Raw genomic sequence first — 16,423 nt, forward strand, 5'->3', positions numbered from 1 at the left:
GGATGATTGGTCAATAAATAAAATTTATGGGGCAACTGATTTGAGCTTTACTACTAGTGCTTCTCCAATGGAAACAAACACAAGTAATTTATATACATTGGGTGTTGGAGTACCTTTCACTTTTGATGAATCATTCGGGAAATTCATTAAGAATTCCTTTAAAAGATTTAATATGATTTCAGTAAGAGATATGAGGTCGGCTAATATTTTAAATGAAAATGGAATTGATAACGTTATTGTTCCAGATATTATTCTCAGTATCTCTAGATATTTCTCAAAGGAGAGGTTGACTCATAGCTTTCGTAAGATTAGAGATACACTTTCTATACAGGAAAACTCTTATATGATTTTTCAAGCAAATGAAAATGTTATTAGAGATGAAGAGTTAGTTAGTCTATCAGAGTTTTTAAATGGACTTTCTACAAATCTTAAAATACCAATCGTTATGTTATCTATTGGTGAATGTTTAGGAGATAATGAACTTTATACCAAGTTAAAACCCTTAGTGAAGGATCTCATATTTATTAACAGAGATAGTATAGTAGGAATGACTATAATCGAAAGTTGCGGTCTTGGCAAATTCCGCCGGATTTATTGGATCAAGTCTTCATGGTAACATTATTTCATACAGCTATAATATTCCTCATATCACTTTTTCAGGAGGATATTCCAATAAATTGAGAGGTTTTTTTGATCTCATTGAATCACGGCAACACTGCTTTAATAACCTTGAAAGTCTTTATGATAGAAAAAATGAAATTGTTAATTATTTCAATAATCATTCTAGTCAAGAGAAGGATAATAAACTGAAAGAGCTTATTAATCAAATTACTAAATTTGTGAATAAATCGATATTTGACACTGACTTAAATAAAGAAAAAAAGATTTTTCTCAGGAAGTAGATATTATTTATAAGAGTATTCATTCAGTGAAAACAAAGAAAGAAATTGAAATATCTCATCTTTGGGAGAGAGTCAATACTAATGAATACCGAGTTAAATCTCTAACTGACGAAAATGGTGAACTTTGGAAGAGGGTTAATTTAGCTGAGGAAAATTTGCTAACCAAAAGGATAGAATTGCTGAACTATGGAAGAGGGTTAATTCAGCTGAATCTAATCTCAAAAAATCCAATGATTTAATACAGCTTTTATACGAAAATGAAAGAAAAATGGTTGGTGAATTAGACCGGCTTGTATCAATAGAGAAACAATATAATGAAGTAATGGGCAACTTCACTTCATATGTTTCAAATAAAATAAAGCATAGAGGGAATAAATCATGATAGATAAACCTTATATCTCAGTAATTATCCCTATAAAAAATGGAGGAGAAATATTTAAAAAGGTATTGCTTAAAGTACTAGATCAAGAAACAGAAAGACCCTTTGAAGTTGTGTTAGTTGATTCCGGTTCAACAGATGATACTTTAAGTTTTATAAATAAGATTCAAAAAGAGCACAAAAATATAGTGTTGAAAATGATACACCCAAATGAATTTGGTCATGGCAAAACTAGGAATCTTGGAGCTTCAATAAGCCATGGTGATATATTTGTATTTATAACTCAAGATGCATTACCTTATGATGAGCACTGGCTTAGGAATTTAACAGATTGTTTTAAGCTAGATGAAAAGGTTGTAGGTGTTTTTGGAAAGCATATTCCATACGATGATTGTGATATTTTTGAGAAACATAATATTAACACTCATTTTAATAATTTTGGTGATCAATTAACTATATATGAAATGATTGATAAAGAACGATACAAAGTTGAAGAAGGATACCGTCATTTGTTATGTTTCTATTCCGATAATTCATCGGCAATGAGAAGAAGTATATGGAAATCAGATCCTTATCCTGATGTTGATTTTGCAGAAGACCAATTATGGGCAAAAGGAATTATTGAAAAGGGGTTAAAAAAAGCCTATGCCCCAGATGCAGTTGTGTATCATTCACACAATTATACTTTTTGGCGAAGAATTCAATCGGTATTATGATGAATACAAGGGATTGTATAAAATATATGGTTTCATTCCTGTGAAAAACGTACTACTGATCCCACTCCATATTTTTAAACACTTCGTTAACGATGTAAAGTATCTTCAAACTTGTGGGGGTTTGACAAGGAAAGAAAAAATCTATTGGACAAGGTACTCTTTTAAGAAAAATACAGTCAGATATATTGCTAGTTATTTAGGAGTGAGAGGGCACAAATACACCTTTATTAATAATATTTTTTCTAGGGAGTATAAAATTATTAATAGAACATGATGAGGGATGAGTATGTATAAATTGTTTTTTTACAATCTTAAAAAATCGATAAGAGTTCTGCAATCACAAGGCCCTGTTAAAGGAACAAAATTTATTATAAACAAAGTTAAATACAAAAATAATAATTTTACTATGAAAAAAGATGTGTTCAATTTATATAACTATCTCTTATTAGAAAATAATGAGCCAATTCTAAATTATGCAGCTAGAAATGGAATTAGATTAGCTTGGTTTATACCTGATTTTGGAATAGGATCTGGTGGACATTTAAATATATTTAGGATGATAAAGCTTCTTGAGGAATTAGGAATGGAATCAATTATATATATTTGTGGACCCTCACAGTGGGGCTCGAATGAAGACGTTAGTTCTATCATTCGAGAGCATTTCTTTCAAATTAAAGCAGATGCAATAGTGTTAAATAACCCAAATTCATTAATTGAGAGAGAGTGTGACCTTGCTATAGCTACATCATGGCAAACAGCATATTACGTAAGATCATTTAATAGATGTGTAGATAAAGCATATTTTGTGCAAGATTTCGAACCATATTTCTACGCTAAAGGTAGTAATTATTCCTTCGCAGAACAAACTTATAAGTTCGGTTTCAAGGGTATTACTGCAGGAGATTGGCTTAAAGAAAAATTATCTGTTGAGTATGGAATGTTTTGCAATAGCTTTAGCTTTTCTTATGAGAAAGGTTTATATCAACAGAAAGTTAGACGCGATCAAAATGTTAAGAGGGTGTTTTTTTATTCACGTCCACCAACAGATAGAAGAGGGTTCGAACTTGGATTAGTAGTACTGAATGAATTTTGTAAATTGCATCCAGAAATTGAGGTTGTCATGGCAGGTTGGGATGTATCAGACTATGATATACCATTTAAGCATTTTAACGCAGGAGTGGTAAAAGTAGAAGAATTGGCTGATTTATATAGCCAATGCGATGTAGCTTTGATTTTGTCGTTTACTAATCTTTCTTTACTTCCACTTGAATTGTTAGCATCAGGATGCCCAGTTGTGATGAATAAGGGATCGCATAATGATTGGTTAGATCCGGATCATCGTTTGTTTTTCTATGTAGATGATGATATATCGATGATGGTATCGACATTAGATTTGATCATAAATAAAGAAGCTAAGTTGGACCAAAAATATAGCGCTGTATTTTTGGAGAGCTCTTCTTGGGGAAATGAAGCTATAAAGGTTGGAAATTATATAGAAGAAATACTGGAGGGAAAATGGGGAAAATAATAGTTTTGGGAAGTGGCTATTTAGGTGTGAATATAGCTAACTATTTTTACGAACAAGGATATGATGTAAATGTTGTAGGCCGTCATTGTTTTTATACTGAACTATTAAAAGATAGTATTAGCTTTATTGAAGCTAATATTATCCTTCCTCAAACTTTAGTTGATATTATTAGTAAAGGAGATATTGTCTTTTATGCAATAGGAACCTTAAATGCCACCAATGTCTTCCAAGATATAAAAAAGGATATAACTAACACATTTCTTCCTTTCGTCGAATTGTTAGATCTCTGCTTGAATAAAGAAATTGCCAAATTTGTTTTTTTATCTTCTGCAGGAACAGTTTATGGAGATTCAACGTCTCTATCCAGCGAGTTTGATGCATTGAATCCTACTAACATATATGGTGCACAGAAAGTCTTTTTTGAGAATTTAATTAGAGTTAAAGCTATAGAAAACGAAGGTTTTAATTTTCTAATACTACGTATATCTAATCCATACGGAGGATTGCAAAATCCTTTGAAAAATCAAGGAATTATTCCAGTTTTAATAAACAAAGCACTTAATGATAATGAATTTTTATTTTGGGGAGAACCAACAGCAATAAGAGATTTTATTTATATCAGTGATTTTTTACGAGCTACTTTTTTAGCTGCAACACAAATTAATAATGAAATTCTAAATGTTGCTAGTGGAGTAGGCACAACACTAAGGGAAGTGATGAATGTTGTTGAAATCAGTACTGGAAAAAAATTAAAGGTTACTTATAAAAGATCAATAAGCAAAGTTATTATGGAGAATCAATTTAATATTTCAAAATTAAAAGAGAGAACAGGGTTTACCCCTTCAATAACTATAAAAGATGGTGTGGAAATGATTGTTAAGATTACCACCACTAGAACTTAAGGAGGCCATTATGAAAGGTATTATCCTAGCAGGGGGGACTGGCTCCCGTTTATACCCCTTAACGAAAGTAACCAATAAACATCTTTTACCTGTCGGTAAATATCCTATGATTTTTCACTCAGTATACAAACTAAAACAAGCAGACATCATTGATATCCTCATCGTTACTGGTAAAGATCACATGGGCGATGTGGTCAATCTCCTTGGAAGCGGAAAAGAAATGGGAGTTAATTTTACATATAAAGTTCAGGATGAGGCTGGAGGAATTGCCCAAGCGCTTGATCTAGCTGAAAACTTTGTTGGGAAAGATCAAATGGTAGTTATCTTAGGGGATAACGTATTTGAAGATGATATTTCACCATTCGTGTCTAATTTTAGAGAACAAAAAGAAGGGGCAAAGCTCCTCATCCAAGAGGTTCAAGATCCACACAGATTTGGTGTAGCAGAGCTGCATGGACAGCAGATAGTATCAATCGAAGAAAAGCCAAAGAATCCGAAAAGCAATTATGCAGTAACCGGCATATATATGTTTGATCATCGTGTTTTTAATATTGTTAAAACTTTAAAGCCCTCAACAAGAGGCGAACTTGAGATTACAGATGTTAATAACGCTTATATCGATCTAGGCGAGTTATCTTTTGATGTACTTTATGGCTGGTGGACCGATGCAGGGACTCATTCTTCCTTGTCCAGAGCAAATGAATTGGCTAAGGATATCGTTTTTAGTGAGGAATTCGGAAAATTGAAGTTATAGGAGGTGAAATAATGAAAGTTACAGAACTTAAACTAGATGGAGCCACTATAATAAAACCGGTTGTCCATGGAGACAATCGGGGATTTTTCATGGAAAGCTATAATGAACAAGCTTTTAAGCATAACGGTATTCATCACATTTTTATCCAAGACAATCACTCTTTATCAGCAGAGACAGGAGTACTGCGTGGATTACACTACCAACTCAACCCCAAAGCACAGACGAAACTTGTACGCGTTCTTAGTGGAGCTATATATGATGTCATCGTAGACATTCGTAAAAACTCGCCTACATTTGGGCAGTGGGTTGGGGTTATTTTAAGCGAAGATAACAAGCACCAATTGCTTGTACCCAAAGGCTTCGCACATGGTTTCTGTACGTTAGTCCCGAACACTCAGGTACTCTATAAGGTGGACGAATACTATTCGCCTGAGAATGATCGAGGTATAATATGGAGTGATCCATCTTTGGGTATTGACTGGCCAACAACAAACCCGATTTTATCAGATAAAGACAAGCGTCATCCTCTACTTAAGGATGCGGAAATTAATATTGAGTAGGGGGTTTATCCAAAAATGAAAGTTTTAGTTACTGGCGGAGCCGGTTTTATTGGTAGCAATTTTGTTATATACATGTTGAAGAATTATCCGAATTACCACATAATAAATATGGATTCACTTACTTATGCTGGTAATTTAGATAATCTAAAATCTATCGAGAACAACAACAATTATACATTCGTGAAGGCAGATATCGCTGATGCTGCTGCAGTAGATCATATTTTTCAGCAAGGTGTTGATATTGTTGTTAACTTTGCTGCTGAGTCTCATGTAGATCGAAGCATTTTAAATCCAGAAGTGTTTGTAAAAACGAATGTTTTAGGGACGCAAGTTCTTCTCGATGCCGCTAAAAAGTACGGAGTAACGAAATATGTACAGGTTTCTACGGACGAAGTTTACGGATCTCTTGGAGAGACAGGATTATTTACGGAAGAAACGCCATTACAACCGAATAGTCCGTATTCTGCAAGCAAAGCAGGAGGAGATTTGTTAGTTCGTGCCTATTATGAAACGTTTTGTCTTCCTGCAAATATTACACGTTGCTCAAATAACTACGGCCCTTATCAGTTCCCAGAGAAGCTCATCCCGCTTATTATTTCTAAAGCGCTTGATGATCAGACACTTCCGATTTATGGAGATGGACTAAATATTAGGGATTGGCTTTATGTGGAAGACCATTGTAGTGCAATTGATCTTGTCATCCACCAAGGTAAGGTCGGGGAAGTGTACAATATTGGCGGTAATAACGAACGTACGAACATTCATATTGTGAAAACGATATTGAAAGAACTGAATAAACCAGAGTCTCTAATGACTTTTGTCGAAGACCGTCTTGGACATGATCGACGTTATGGGATTGATCCTACGAAGATCACAGCAGAACTCGGATGGAAGCCGAAGCACCAGTTTGAAACGGGTATAAAAGAAACAATAGCTTGGTACTTATCTAATAAAGAATGGTATGCTCGAATTCAATCAGGTGAGTATCAGCAGTAGGATGAACAATCAATGAAAGTAATTGGAGGGCGAATATGAAAGTATTGGTTACAGGAGCTGGTGGGCAGCTTGGTACAGACGTGGTTGAACTATTTCACAGTAGTGGACATGAAGTTTTAGGTTGTGATCGAAACAAGTTAAATATTACAGATCAAGCACAGTGTAACCAAGTCATTGAAACTTTTCATCCTGATGCCATTATTCATTGTGCCGCCTATACCGCTGTAGATGCTGCAGAGACAGATGTGGATGGTGCTTATCTTATTAATGCAACAGGGACTAGAAACATTGCTATTGCAGCTGAAAAAGTAGGAGCTAAACTCGTATATATAAGTACTGACTATGTTTTTGATGGAACATCTACTACTGCCTATAGAGAATACGATAATACTGATCCGCAGAGTGTGTATGGACAGTCTAAGCGTGCAGGTGAAATTCTTACGCAGACGTTAAGCTCACGTTACTTTATTGTACGTACGTCCTGGGTCTACGGGGCACACGGAAATAATTTTGTGAAAACTATGCTACGGTTAGGTCAGGAGAAACCTGAGCTTCAAGTTGTTAATGATCAAAAAGGATCTCCCACCTATACGGTACATCTTGCTAAGTTTCTTCTTGAACTTGTAGATACAGAAAGCTATGGAATCTATCATGCTTCTGGTACAGGAGAGTGTACGTGGTATGAGTTTACTCAGGCTATTCTTAAAGAAGCCAAAGAAACTCTAGCTCTAAAAGTTACGGCGAAGCTGGTACCATGTGGGACCGATCAGTTTCCTAGACCCGCACATAGACCTACTAACTCTGTGATGGATCATGTGTCTATCAGAACGAACGGTTTATCTGATTTTCCTCACTGGAAAGACGCATTGCGAGAGTTTATGCTAAATCAATAAAAATAGATTAATTTAACAACCTCTTGTTATTCTAAGGGGTTGTTTTTCTTTAAGATTGTAAGATTTTGTGTATAGTTAATACTGGAGGTGGGAAGGTGAGTAATCCAAATATACAGATATTATTATCTACATATAACGGAGAAAAGTATTTAGAAGAACAGCTTGATAGTTTGTTGGCTCAGGAAAATGTAAGCATACATATTTTGATCCGTGACGATGGTTCCAGGGACAATACGGTATTCATTCTACACAAGTATGCTAAGGAGTACCCTAAAAAGGTTTCCGTTACTGTAGGATCAAACATTGGTGTGAAACGAAGTTTTTATGAGCTACTTTCTATGACGTCTAGCGCGTATGATTATTATGCCTTTTGTGATCAGGATGATGTCTGGCTAAGTAATAAGTTATCTAACGCTGTACATAAGCTGCAAGAAATTGAAAATGAACTAGGAATGTACTGCTCTTCAACTCAAATGGTGAATGAGCAACTAGAACCCACCAAAGTTTGGCCTACCCAACCAAGAAATGAATTATCGTTATATAATTCATTAATCGAAAATACTTGTGTGGGTTGTACGATTGTACTTAACCGGGAAGCTATGAAGATGATTAAACAGAATCCGCCAGCAATAATGGACAATATGATTATGCATGATTGGTGGATGTATCTAACAATATCTGCATTGGGAAAAGTCGTATTCGATACGAATCCTGGAATTCTCTATCGGCAGCATCAGAGCAACGTGCTAGGAGGAGCTTCTGAATCATTCTTTATCAAATGGATAAGTCGAGTGAAACGTTTTTTGAAAGGAGATAATCACTATATCCTCTCAAATCAAGCACAAGAGTTTCTAAAAGTATTTAATGAACAATTAAATAAGCAACAAAAAGCAGAGATTGAGCGTTTATTAAGAAGTAATCATAAAAATATAGCTATGCGTTTCCTTTATATTATGGACACGAAATTATATAGACAATCAAAAATAGATAATGTCGTTTTTAAGTTGCTTTTTATTTTAGGAAAGGTGTAGCCAAACAATAAAGTAAAAGTAAGGATATTTTGGGAACTATCAAATTAGATTATGATATAATTGTCGAATAGATTAGTATATTTTGTCAGGAGTTTTCATATGGATCTTAGCATTATCATCGTCAATTATAATACGAAGCAGCTGACACTAGATTGTATCGCATCCGTCTATGCTTCTAGCACCACCTATAGCTATGAAATCATTTTAGTAGATAATCATTCATCCGACGCAACCGTAGAAGCCGTAGAACAGCAGTTTCCTAATGTGAAAATCATACGCAACCTCAGTAACACAGGGTTCGCAAAAGCGAATAATCAAGGAATGCAGATCGCATCCGGTCGCTATATCTTGCTTCTTAATTCGGATACCATTGTACAGCCAGATACCTTTCAAACGATGCTTCGATATATGGATGAGCATCCTGAGACAGGCGCATCTGGTTGCAAGGTGATTTTACCCGACGGTTCCTTAGACAAGGCTTGCAAGAGGGGATTTCCAACGCCTTCGGCATCGTTCTATTATGCATTTGGTATTTCGAAGCTTTTCCCGAAAAATCCAAGATTTAACCAATATCAACTGGGACACCTTGATCCCGATGAGTCGTATCCTGTTGATTGTCTGGTAGGAGCATTTATGCTGCTCAGATCAGAAGTGATTCAGGAGATTGGTGGACTTGACGAAACGTTCTTTATGTACGGCGAAGACATCGACTGGTGTTACCGAATCAAGCAAGCAGGATGGGGCATTTACTATTACCCTTATACATATATTGTTCACTACAAAGGCGGAAGCGCTAAACGCAGACCACGCAAAATTATTTATGAATTTCACCGAGCAATGTGGGTCTTTCACCGCAAGCATTACCATAAGCAATATAATTTTTTTACGAACACAGCTGTCTACGCAGGAATTTGTTTAAAGTTAACCCTGTCTCTGATAAAAAACATGCTTCCAGCTAATCGGGCAGCATCACACCCTAGTACGAACCTAACAAAAGAATCTTCAAGCGAGGTGAAATCATGATTCGCAGAAATCAGCAAATCCTGACACAACTTTATGTATGTGTTGATTTTCTGATCATCCAATTATCGTTTTTACTCGCATGGTGGTTAAAATTCGAGAGTGGTTGGATTCCTTATGAGAACCCGCTTCCTTTAGAGACATATACATTGTGGAGTTTGATTTACGGTTTGCTCGCTATTGTAACAGGTTTTCTTTTCTCCATATATGCACCGAAACGTAAGAAACGGTTTGCGGATGACTTTTGGAAAATCATCGAGATCCACACGGTGAGTATGTTTATACTTTTAAGCTTGATGTTCTTTTTCAAAGAAGTTAACATTTCGCGTTCATACTTAGCCATTTATATGGCGGCAAATATTATTTTCACATTAACCTATCGTTACGCGCTAAAAAGGTTACTGAAATCTTTACGAGAGAAAGGATATAACCGGCAGTTTGTTCTTGTTCTTGGGGCGGGTTCGTTAGGTAAAAGGTTCTACAACAATTTACAGCAACATGCTGATATGGGATATGAAGTAATTGGTTTTTTAGATGATTATCGTAAATGGGATGATGAGGAAGCGAAGCAGTATAAACCCATTATGGGCGTTATGGATGACCTAGAATCTATCCTTGCAAAAGAGATGATTGATGAGGTCGTTCTTGCTCTTCCGCTGGATGCCCATGACAAGTATCCTCAGATCATTAACACATGTGAAAAGGCCGGAGTTCGTACGCTTATAATCCCCGACTTTTTTGACTACTTACCAGCAAGACCGATGTTTGATTATTTTGCAGGGATGCCGCTTATTAATGTACGGGATATCCCGCTTGATCTTTCTGTTAATCGTTTTGCTAAACGGATGTTTGACATTGTGTTTTCTCTATTTGCAATCCTTATTACTTCGCCAATAATGCTTGTCATTATGATAGGGGTTAGGTTAACCTCTGCAGGTCCGGTTATTTTCAAACAAGAACGGGTGGGCCTAAACAGGCGAACTTTCTATATGTACAAATTCCGCTCAATGAAAATATTGCCGGAAGGTACGGTAGACAATGGATGGACAACAAAAAACGATCCAAGACGAACAAAGTTTGGCTCTTTTCTTAGAGCAACGAGTCTTGATGAATTGCCGCAATTTTTTAATGTACTCTTTGGCCACATGAGTGTGGTTGGACCGCGCCCGGAACGTCCGCATTTTGTAAACCAGTTCAAAGAAGAGATTCCAAAGTACATGATCAAGCACCACGTCAGACCGGGTATAACGGGGCTTGCTCAAAGCCAAGGGCTTCGAGGAGATACTTCAATTGAAGATCGGATTGAGCAGGATATTTTCTATATTGAAAATTGGTCTTTATTATTCGATATTAAAATAATTTTAAAAACGATTCGTAATGGTTTCAAAAACGCTTATTAATAGGTACGATTTCCTCACTCGCTGCCTATCTTCTGTAGCTTACCAAGGGAATGTATGAGCAAAAATAAGCCCGCTTTTAGATACTCTGTACAAGGATTGAATGTACTAGGTTCTTTCAGCGGGTTTTCTTATGATGATTTCTATGTTCCATTTAACCAATATCCTAATTATCGTCCTCTTGATGACATACTGATCTAATTCAAACTACATTCACGTCGTCTGCACATCTCCAACAATTAACTTTTGTTCCCCTAAAATGCGAACATAAATTGACACCCACTTCCCCCTGACTTAGACTTAGCAGTAGAGGTTTTTCGTATGATTTAAATCTTAGATTTACTCACCTAATCTTAAGTATAAACATGCAGCATGGAGGAATGAACTGTTGAAGGAAATGATCAAGGATTGGAAACATATTTTCAAGCTGGACCCGGACCGGGAGATGACGGATGATACTCTCGAAGCCGTATGTATGTCTGGGACAGATGCGATTATGGTCGGCGGTTCATCGGGTATTACCTATGAGAATACGGTCGATTTACTATCCCGTGTACGACGGTATGAGCTGCCTTGTGTGCAAGAAGTGTCAGATTTAACCGCGGTGGTACCAGGCTTCGACCTTTATATGATTCCCATGGTACTGAACACAGATCATTCACGCTGGATTACAGGGCTTCATCAGGCTGCAATTGAAGAGTACGGATATATGATTCCGTGGGAACTGCTGGTTCCCGAAGGATACATTGTTCTGAATCCAGACTCGACTGTAGCGAAGTTGACAGAAGCGAACACGGATCTGGAAGAGAGCAGTGTTACAGCTTATGCGCAGGTTGCGGACAAACTGATGAATCTGCCCATTGTTTACGTAGAGTACAGCGGTACATTTGGTGATATGGCCATCGTGAAAGAGGCTCGCCAATCCATATCTAATGCACAGTTATTTTATGGTGGCGGGATTTGTGATACGAAGACAGCGAGAGAAGCAGCTGAGGTTTCAGATACGATCATCGTCGGAAATATTTTATACAGTGATCTGAAAGCCGCACTTTCTACCGTATCAGCGGTAAAGTCCGAATAGATCCGGAATAATGAGTATATTTGTCTAGACTTTACATGTTGAGTCCGAATGCTAGCTAAGGGTACAATGAATAACTCAGGAACTGATTTTGATCTTCCACCGAAAATAAAGCCATAATGATATCTTTGATCTATCATCTTTATTGAACTAAACAAACATGGTCTTTAGGCCAGTCGATCTTGCCCATTTGACTTCACTGATTTCACGGCTATTTTAGTCATAGCCGGTGCATAACCATGAACGTCGGTGGGTCATTTCTTTTGGCCAGCATGTTATTCCTACATCAACACCATATTAATAGAAGAAAGGGGCTTGCATTTATGCAATCCATTGACATACAAGACGCGATTTCGCGCCTTAACCCCCCGCAGCGAGAAGCTGTAGTGACTACCGAAGGGCCGCTGCTGATTATGGCCGGAGCAGGAAGTGGTAAGACCCGGGTGCTTACCCACCGGATTGCTTATCTTGTATCCACCAAGAAGGTAGCACCTTGGAGCATTTTAGCGATTACGTTTACGAATAAAGCAGCACGTGAAATGCAGGAGCGTGTTTCGAGGCTCGTTGGCGGATCTCAAGGACGGGATATCTGGGTTTCCACATTCCACTCCATGTGTGTGCGAATCTTGCGCAAAGATATTGAGCGCATCGGTTTCACGTCAAATTTCAGTATTTTGGACTCATCGGATCAATTGTCAGTTATTCGTAACTGTATGAAAGATCTAAATATCGATACCAAGAAATTCGAACCAAAAGCCGTTCAGTCTGCAATGAGTGCTGCGAAGAACGAACTAATTACACCGGCAGAATATGAAGCAAAGATTGGTGATTATTTTGAAGGTATTGTGGCGAAAGTATACACCAAGTACCAACAACGTCTTAGAGCGAACAATTCACTAGATTTCGACGATTTGATCATGACAACGATTCAGCTTTTTAAAGAAGTACCCGAGGTTCTTGACTTTTATCAGAAGAAATTCCAGTACATCCACGTGGATGAATACCAGGATACGAACCGTGCGCAGTATATGCTCACCCGTATGCTGGCGGACAAGCATCACCGAATTTGCGTTGTAGGGGATAGTGACCAGTCGATTTACCGCTGGCGGGGAGCAGATATCACGAATATTCTGAACTTTGAAAAAGATTATCCGGAAGCTCGCACGATCATGCTGGAACAGAACTACCGTTCCACTTCCAATATTCTTGATGCAGCGAATGCCGTGATTAATCTGAATACTGGCCGTAAACCGAAGAAACTTTGGACCGACAAAACAGGCGGCGAGAAGATTAAAGTCTATCGTGCCGATTCCGAACATGATGAAGGTTATTTTGTAGCTTCCGAGATCAGTAAAAACGTGAAGAATGGGAAATCCTATCAAGCTCATGCCATTTTATATCGTACTAACGCTCAGTCCCGGGTAATAGAGGAAATTCTCATTAAGTCCGATATTCCATACCAAATTGTCGGCGGCATCAAGTTCTATGATCGAAAAGAAATTAAGGATATTCTTGGATACCTTAAACTTCTCTCTAATCCGGATGATGATATCAGTTTGACGCGGATTATTAATGTGCCGAAGAGAGGTATTGGGGATACGACGGTAGCGAAGCTGGCAACAGCAGCAGGGGAGCGGGGAATATCTATATTCCGTGTGCTCGAAATTGTAGATGATCTTGGTTTTGCAGGGCGTACCCGTAATGCGTTAGTAGAATTCTATGATATGATTGCTGCCTTGCACCAGATGGTTGAATATCTTTCGGTTACCGAACTTACGGAGAAAATTCTCGAGATGAGTCAGTATCGTCTTGAGTTCCAGAACGAGAATACACTTGAATCCAAAGCGCGTCTCGAAAATATTGATGAGTTCCTGTCTGTAACGATGGAATTCGAGAAAAATAATGAGGACAAGTCCCTTGTTTCCTTCCTGACAGACCTTGCCCTTATTGCGGATATTGACAGCATGAATGATGATGAAGAGGAACAGACAGATGCGGTTATTCTGATGACGATGCATAGTGCGAAAGGTCTTGAATTCCCTGTTGTATTTGTCATCGGTATGGAAGAAGGGGTATTCCCGCATAGCAGAGCCTTTATGGACGAAGAGGAATTAGAGGAAGAACGCCGTCTGGCTTACGTAGGGATTACACGTGCAGAACAGCAGTTATTCTTGTCCTGTGCTCGAATGCGTACTTTATTTGGACGTACGACAGCCAACCCCCCTTCCCGCTTCCTTGATGAAATTCCGGAAGAACTCAAAGAGGATACTAAAATCGCGCGTGATCGCTATCGCCGCGGAACTGGGAATAATACAGGTGGTTCCTACAGCGGCAGAGGGTTTAGCAGCACGGGAACAGGAAGTAACTTTGGGGGCGGTGCGCGTAAAGACCTCAGTCTTGGCGGATCAACCGCTTCTGCTGCTTCACGTGTAACAGTTACAACGGGTTCAGGAGGTTCTCAGGCATCTGCTGCAGGAACATCCAAGGATTTTGCTGCAGGTGATAAAGTACAGCATGGGAAGTGGGGAACAGGGACAATCGTCTCTATTAAAGGTACGGGCAATGACACGGAGCTTCAGATTGCATTCCCTGCACCGGTTGGACTCAAACGTTTGCTCGCGGGATTTGCACCTATTACGAAAGTCGAGTCTTGATAATAGACGCGTTTTCAACATGTTAATCAGTTAATTGCGCTGTAATCATGTAGTACAGGTAAGGTAAACATATATTCATACACGATTTATTTGAAAAAAGGCCTTAGCCGGCGTGAATGCTTTGTTTCATTTTTGCTGGCAGGCCTTACATATTAATTCACGGAGGGATTGCCCTGCATGGATCCGATGCATCGTTTAGAAGAGCTCGTAAAAGAGCTGAATCACTATAACTATCACTACTATACACTCGACAATCCGCTAATCAGCGATAAAGAATATGATGTGCTTTATGATGAGCTTGTTGCTCTCGAACAAGAAGGGGGAATCATTCTCCCTGATTCGCCGACTCAGCGTGTGGGCGGGGAGATCCTCAAAGGATTCAAATCCCATAAGCACCTATCTCCTTTGTGGAGTTTAGATAAAGCTCAGAATATAGAACAGCTGCGAAACTGGAACGGTAGAGTACAGCGTCTGGTACAGGACTATAATACGAAAAATCCAGAGAACCCGCTCCCGACTCCAGAATATGCGATCGAACTCAAATTTGATGGACTTACACTTAACCTCACCTATACGGACGGTAAGTTAGTTCAGGCTTCTACACGTGGGAACGGTGTGACGGGAGAAGGAATCTTAGCGCAGGTTAAGACGATCAAATCCGTTCCACTAACCATTCCGTATTCAGACGGCACGATAGAAGTTCAGGGCGAAGGTATTATGAACTTATCCGTGCTGAGTAAATATAACGAAACAGCAGCTGAACCGCTCAAAAATGCCCGAAATGCAGCAGCAGGTGCTCTGCGCAATCTTAATCCTAAAGTGACTTCAGAACGCAAACTAAACGCCTTCTTCTATAATGTTGGATACTCGGATGAGATCCGTTTCTCCAGCCACGAAGAGATGATGCAATTTCTTAGAGATAATCATTTCAAAGTGAATCCATATATCAGCTATTTCACTGAATTTGATGATGTAATGGAGCGTCTAGCGGAAATTCAGGAAAACCGAGATAAGCTGGATTATCTAATTGACGGAGCTGTCATTAAGCTGACGAATATGCGGATGCGTGAAGTGTTAGGTTATACGGATAAGTTCCCTAGATGGGCAGTTGCGTATAAATTTGAGGCGGAAGAGACCACAACAGTCCTGAATGCTGTAAGCTGGAATGTCGGTCGAACGGGAAAAGTTACCCCGCTTGCGCGCGTTGAACCTGTTGAACTCGCAGGGGTAACTGTTTCGAACTGTACACTTAACAATGTAGGCGATATTGAACGGAAGAACCTGAAGTATGCACTTGGCACGCGTGTCTTTATTCGCAGATCGAATGATGTCATTCCTGAGATTCTTGGAAAAGTCACTGAGGAAGCAGACGGTGAAGAGATCGTGTTCCCTGTCGATTGTCCAGCTTGCGGTTATCCGCTTGAAGAGCGGGGAGCACATCTATTTTGTAATAACAAATCAAACTGCAAGCCGCAGATTGTGGCGCGTATCTCCCATTTTGCTTCACGGGATGCAATGGATATTGAGACGTTTAGTGATAAAACGGCCATTCAACTGTATGACGAGGTGGGACTAAAAGAACCAGCAGACCTATACTCTCTGACTTATGAAGA

The 16,423-nt window shown here is 38.6% G+C and carries 16 protein-coding genes (1 of these 16 only partly in view); all 16 read left to right on the top strand.

The window, feature by feature from the left end:
• Window positions 1–40 precede the first annotated feature (40 nt).
• Window positions 41–616 carry a polysaccharide pyruvyl transferase family protein gene (locus ACWPWY_RS21275; protein WP_454193578.1) on the top strand — a complete coding sequence of 192 codons (576 nt, stop codon included), beginning with the start codon at window positions 41–43 and terminating at the stop codon, window positions 614–616.
• Complete coding sequence (locus tag ACWPWY_RS21280) at window positions 573–902, top strand: hypothetical protein (RefSeq protein WP_454193579.1); 330 nt, start codon at window positions 573–575, stop codon at window positions 900–902. Before ACWPWY_RS21275 ends, ACWPWY_RS21280 begins: the two co-directional genes overlap by 44 nt.
• Before the next feature lie 26 nt (window positions 903–928).
• Window positions 929–1,141, top strand: coding sequence for a hypothetical protein (locus ACWPWY_RS21285; protein WP_454193580.1), 213 nt, complete (start codon window positions 929–931; stop codon window positions 1,139–1,141).
• Window positions 1,142–1,280: 139 nt separating this feature from the next.
• Window positions 1,281–1,997, top strand: coding sequence for a glycosyltransferase family 2 protein (locus tag ACWPWY_RS21290; RefSeq protein ID WP_454193581.1), 717 nt, complete (start codon window positions 1,281–1,283; stop codon window positions 1,995–1,997).
• 286 nt (window positions 1,998–2,283) lie between these two features.
• Complete coding sequence (locus ACWPWY_RS21295; RefSeq protein WP_454193582.1) at window positions 2,284–3,525, top strand: rhamnosyltransferase WsaF family glycosyltransferase; 1,242 nt, start codon at window positions 2,284–2,286, stop codon at window positions 3,523–3,525.
• Window positions 3,513–4,427, top strand: coding sequence for an NAD-dependent epimerase/dehydratase family protein (locus ACWPWY_RS21300; protein WP_454193583.1), 915 nt, complete (start codon window positions 3,513–3,515; stop codon window positions 4,425–4,427). Before ACWPWY_RS21295 ends, ACWPWY_RS21300 begins: the two co-directional genes overlap by 13 nt.
• Window positions 4,428–4,437: 10 nt before the next feature.
• On the top strand, window positions 4,438–5,181 hold the full coding sequence (locus tag ACWPWY_RS21305; protein WP_454193584.1) for a sugar phosphate nucleotidyltransferase: 744 nt from the start codon (window positions 4,438–4,440) through the stop codon (window positions 5,179–5,181).
• A gap of 11 nt (window positions 5,182–5,192) precedes the next feature.
• Window positions 5,193–5,741 carry a dTDP-4-dehydrorhamnose 3,5-epimerase gene (rfbC, locus tag ACWPWY_RS21310; protein WP_454193585.1) on the top strand — a complete coding sequence of 183 codons (549 nt, stop codon included), beginning with the start codon at window positions 5,193–5,195 and terminating at the stop codon, window positions 5,739–5,741.
• Window positions 5,742–5,756: 15 nt separating this feature from the next.
• Window positions 5,757–6,737 (top strand): dTDP-glucose 4,6-dehydratase, encoded by a 981-nt coding sequence (gene rfbB / locus ACWPWY_RS21315; RefSeq protein WP_454193586.1) that lies wholly within the window; start codon window positions 5,757–5,759, stop codon window positions 6,735–6,737.
• Between the two features lie 35 nt (window positions 6,738–6,772).
• A complete protein-coding gene (gene rfbD, locus ACWPWY_RS21320; RefSeq protein ID WP_454193587.1) occupies window positions 6,773–7,630 on the top strand; it encodes a dTDP-4-dehydrorhamnose reductase in 858 nt (285 codons plus the stop codon).
• Between the two features lie 95 nt (window positions 7,631–7,725).
• Window positions 7,726–8,661 carry a glycosyltransferase family 2 protein gene (locus ACWPWY_RS21325; RefSeq protein ID WP_454193588.1) on the top strand — a complete coding sequence of 312 codons (936 nt, stop codon included), beginning with the start codon at window positions 7,726–7,728 and terminating at the stop codon, window positions 8,659–8,661.
• 99 nt (window positions 8,662–8,760) lie between these two features.
• A complete protein-coding gene (locus tag ACWPWY_RS21330) occupies window positions 8,761–9,684 on the top strand; it encodes a glycosyltransferase family 2 protein (protein ID WP_454193589.1) in 924 nt (307 codons plus the stop codon).
• Window positions 9,681–11,081: an undecaprenyl-phosphate glucose phosphotransferase gene (locus ACWPWY_RS21335; protein WP_454193590.1), complete on the top strand. Its 1,401-nt coding sequence runs from the start codon at window positions 9,681–9,683 to the stop codon at window positions 11,079–11,081. The genes ACWPWY_RS21330 and ACWPWY_RS21335 overlap by 4 nt, the downstream gene beginning before the upstream one ends.
• Window positions 11,082–11,475: 394 nt before the next feature.
• Window positions 11,476–12,159: a heptaprenylglyceryl phosphate synthase gene (locus ACWPWY_RS21340; RefSeq protein ID WP_454193914.1), complete on the top strand. Its 684-nt coding sequence runs from the start codon at window positions 11,476–11,478 to the stop codon at window positions 12,157–12,159.
• A gap of 320 nt (window positions 12,160–12,479) precedes the next feature.
• The gene (gene pcrA, locus ACWPWY_RS21345; RefSeq protein WP_454193591.1) at window positions 12,480–14,810 is read left to right on the top strand and encodes a DNA helicase PcrA; all 2,331 of its coding nucleotides are present in this window, start codon (window positions 12,480–12,482) and stop codon (window positions 14,808–14,810) included.
• Between the two features lie 177 nt (window positions 14,811–14,987).
• Window positions 14,988–16,423, top strand: partial view of an NAD-dependent DNA ligase LigA gene (gene ligA / locus ACWPWY_RS21350; protein ID WP_454193592.1) — the 5' portion only. Its footprint extends 577 nt past the window's final position; 1,436 of the gene's 2,013 nt are visible here — the first part of the coding sequence; it begins with the start codon at window positions 14,988–14,990; the stop codon falls past the right edge of the window.

The organism is Paenibacillus sp. Marseille-Q7038 (assembly GCF_965111595.1).

Excerpts from the sequence above, each read along its gene's own strand:
- ACWPWY_RS21300 (WP_454193583.1), top strand. The coding sequence starts at position 3,513 with ATGGGGAAAATAATAGTTTTGGGAAGTGGCTATTTAGGTGTGAATATA.
- rfbD (WP_454193587.1), top strand. The coding sequence starts at position 6,773 with ATGAAAGTATTGGTTACAGGAGCTGGTGGGCAGCTTGGTACAGACGTG.
- ACWPWY_RS21305 (WP_454193584.1), top strand. The coding sequence starts at position 4,438 with ATGAAAGGTATTATCCTAGCAGGGGGGACTGGCTCCCGTTTATACCCC.
- ACWPWY_RS21295 (WP_454193582.1), top strand. The coding sequence starts at position 2,284 with ATGTATAAATTGTTTTTTTACAATCTTAAAAAATCGATAAGAGTTCTG.
- rfbB (WP_454193586.1), top strand. The coding sequence starts at position 5,757 with ATGAAAGTTTTAGTTACTGGCGGAGCCGGTTTTATTGGTAGCAATTTT.
- ACWPWY_RS21290 (WP_454193581.1), top strand. The coding sequence starts at position 1,281 with ATGATAGATAAACCTTATATCTCAGTAATTATCCCTATAAAAAATGGA.
- pcrA (WP_454193591.1), top strand. The coding sequence starts at position 12,480 with ATGCAATCCATTGACATACAAGACGCGATTTCGCGCCTTAACCCCCCG.
- ACWPWY_RS21330 (WP_454193589.1), top strand. The coding sequence starts at position 8,761 with ATGGATCTTAGCATTATCATCGTCAATTATAATACGAAGCAGCTGACA.
- ACWPWY_RS21335 (WP_454193590.1), top strand. The coding sequence starts at position 9,681 with ATGATTCGCAGAAATCAGCAAATCCTGACACAACTTTATGTATGTGTT.
- rfbC (WP_454193585.1), top strand. The coding sequence starts at position 5,193 with ATGAAAGTTACAGAACTTAAACTAGATGGAGCCACTATAATAAAACCG.
- ACWPWY_RS21340 (WP_454193914.1), top strand. The coding sequence starts at position 11,476 with ATGATCAAGGATTGGAAACATATTTTCAAGCTGGACCCGGACCGGGAG.